A 3,113-nucleotide genomic window follows, 5' to 3' on the forward strand; every position below is an offset into this window, starting at 1 on the left:
GCCCGGTCCGGTGCCACCGGCCCCGGCGCCCGCCCCGGTCGCGTCCACAGTGGACAGCGTCCCGGTCGCGGAAACGCGCACCACGCAGTCGCTGCCGGTCGCGTGGCTGCTGCGCTACCTGCTGGCCGCGATCCTCGTCACCGGCGGCGTGGCCACCGGCGCCTACCCGCTGCTGCTGCGCCTCGGCGCGCGGGCGCGGGGGTAGCCACGGTGTCCGAATCAGACAGTCCATTGCGAACGCGCTGTTCGTGTCCGGGTCACTTTCCCTTGCCTGGAACGAAATGTTCGCCGCGATACTCCGGATAGGCGGCCGAGGACAACGGCAGGCCACGGGGAAGAGGGGGTGATGCCCGACCGGCCGTGACAAGAGTTGCCGCTCTCGTCGACGACCGGCCAGACCACTCACCTGCGTCCGGTGCGAGCACAGATCCAGTGCGCACCGGGTTCGGCCCGGACACCAGTCCGAGCACTACCGCGTAGAAAAGGATACATGCAGTGAGCAAGCAGAAGCGTATGCTCGTCGCGGCCACCGCCGCGCTGGCCATCGTCGGTCTCGCCACCGGGTCCGCCCAGGCCGACCCGACCGGCACGCCGACCTACCGCGAGATCGCGATCGTCGGCTCGGACACCACCCAGACCGTGATGAACGGCCTCGCCGACGCCATCACGATCAACGGCGTCAAGGTCATGGGCTCCTACGACGCCCGCGGTTCGGCGCAGATCACCACCAAGGACTCGGCGACCAACCCGGCCTGCACGATCAACCGCCCCGAGGGCTCCAACGTCGGGGTGACCGCGCTGAAGAACGACGTCGCCGCGGGCACCAACTGCCTGCAGGCCGCGCGCTCGTCGTCGAACTCGGCGGCCGCCAACCCGGACATGAAGTTCATCCCGTTCGCGGTGGACGCGCTCACCTACGCGGTGCGCGGCGACAGCACCGTGCCGAAGAAGCTCACCAAGGCCAACCTGACGGCCATCTACACCTGCGCGAACACCACCTTCAAGCCGCTGGCCCCGCAGTTCGGCTCCGGCACGCGCTCGTTCTTCGTCAAGTCGGTCATGCCCGCGGGCACCGCCGACACCGCCACCCTGTTCGGCCCCGGCGGCACCTACCCGTGCGTGTCGGACAAGGACGCCTCGGGTGAGGGCATCCAGGAGCACGTCGGCACCTACCTGACCGACGTCAAGCACCTGCTGCCGTACTCGGTCGCGGTCTACAACTCGCAGATCTACGGCCAGGCGCCCGCGGCGCAGGGCAAGGCCGTGCTGGGCGTGCTCGACACCATCCAGCCGACCAACCTCAACACCTCCTCGACGCTCAAGCGCGACGTCTACAACGTGGTTCCGGCCACCAAGTTCGGCACCGCGCCGTACAACACGATCTTCGACGGCCCGAACTCGCTGATCTGCCAGCGCGGCGACCTCATCACCCGCTACGGCTTCGGCATCGCCGCGAACTGCGGCGTCCCGGTCCAGTAGTCCACCCACTTCCCTTTACCGAAAGGCTTCTACGACAGTGCGAAACCTCATCACCCGCCGGATCGTGGGTGGCGCCATCGCGTTCGCCGCGGCCGCCGCCACCACGATCGGCTTCGCGGGCCTCGCCGCGGCCGCTCCGGTCGGCAACCTGGGCACCCTGAGCGTCAACAAGCAGTCCGGCCTCGACATCGACGCGCCGAGCTACACCACCTCCGCAGGCTGTACGCCCGACTCCGACGGCTACAACCTCTACGTCTATGGCCCGGGCGGCTTCGCCAACGGCCTCGTCGGCACGACCGTGACCGACGTGGGCTTCTCCACCTCCGGCCCGATCTCGCTGGTGCAGACGCTGTCCTTCAAGGACATCGCGGTGGACAACTCCACCACCATCGTCCCCGGCACCTACACGATCGCGGTGAACTGTGTCGACCAGTTCTCCACCGAGGTCAAGGGCACCTTCACCAAGGACATCGTCTTCACCAGCGCCACCCAGTGGAGCGTCCCGGCGCAGACCAGCCCCACCACCACCGCGCTGTCGGCCTCGCCGGCTGCCCCGGTGACCGAGGGCACCGCCGTGACCCTCACCGCGACCGTCTCGCCCGCCTCGGCGACCGGTTCCGTGCAGTTCCGTGACGGCGCCAACGCCCTCGGCGCCCCGGTGGCCGTGGCCAACGGTGTCGCCACCCTCACCACGAGCGCGCTGCCGCAGGGCACCCGCTCGCTGACCGCCGAGTTCGTCGGCACCGGCACGTCGGGCTCGTCGACCTCGGCCGCGGTGGCCTACCAGGTCAACGCCCCGGCCGCGGTGGCCACCACGACCGCCCTCGCGGTCACACCGAGCGGCACCGCCGCGCAGTACAGCACCGTCACCTTCAGCGCGACCGTGTCCCCGGCGAACGCCGCGGGTGTCGTGCAGTTCTTCGACGGCGCGAACGCTCTCGGCAACGGCGTCCCGGTCTCCGGCGGCTCCGCGTCGTTCACCAGCTCGACCCTGGCGGTCGGCGCGCACAACTTCACCGCGCGCTTCTCGCCGTCGAACACCGCGGCGTTCGAGCCGTCGGCCTCCGGGGCCGTCGCCCTCGAGATCACCGCGTTCGCGGGCGTCAGCAGCCACCAGGACATCTCCACCACCGTCCTCGCCGGTGAGCTGACGATCAGCGTGGCGAACCAGAACGTCATCCTGCCCTCGCCGGTCATGGCGGCCGACGGCTCGCTGCTCACCACCTCGGGCGCGCTCAACCCGATCAAGGTCACCGACACCCGCGCGGGCAACCCCGGCTGGAACGTCTCCGGCCAGGTGACCGACTTCGTCAACGGCGCCAACGCGATCAACGGCGCGAACCTGGGCTGGTCCCCGAAGATCGTGGACAAGTCCCCGGTCCAGAACATCACCGCGGGCGCGGTCGTCAACCCGGCCAACGCGATCGTCCCGGGCGCGAGCGCCCCGGCCGGTCTCGGCCTGGCCACCTCCCGCGTCCTGGCCACCGCCGCCTCCCTGGGCGGCAACGGAACCGCGAACCTCGCCGCGGACCTGGCCCTGAACGTGCCCACCTCGACCGTGGCGGGCACCTACACCGCTCGACTGACCCTCACCGCCATCTGAGGCAGCCGACACCAGTGGAGCGGACCGGGCC

The 3,113-nt window shown here is 70.2% G+C and carries 3 protein-coding genes; all 3 read left to right on the forward strand.

The genetic code is table 11. From position 1 onward, the window contains the following. Nucleotides 1-205, forward strand: a 205-nt coding sequence (locus ACRDSQ_RS12680) for a hypothetical protein (RefSeq protein ID WP_431421161.1), incomplete at its 5' end; no start/stop codon positions are given. A 290-nt stretch (nucleotides 206-495) separates the two neighbouring features. Next, nucleotides 496-1,479, forward strand: coding sequence for a substrate-binding domain-containing protein (locus tag ACRDSQ_RS12685; protein WP_431421163.1), 984 nt, complete (start codon nucleotides 496-498; stop codon nucleotides 1,477-1,479). A gap of 37 nt (nucleotides 1,480-1,516) precedes the next feature. After that, nucleotides 1,517-3,082 (forward strand): Ig-like domain repeat protein, encoded by a 1,566-nt coding sequence (locus ACRDSQ_RS12690; protein WP_431421164.1) that lies wholly within the window; start codon nucleotides 1,517-1,519, stop codon nucleotides 3,080-3,082. Nucleotides 3,083-3,113 lie beyond the last annotated feature (31 nt).

Source organism: Actinokineospora sp., assembly GCF_050699995.1.
GTDB lineage: Bacteria > Actinomycetota > Actinomycetes > Mycobacteriales > Pseudonocardiaceae > Actinokineospora.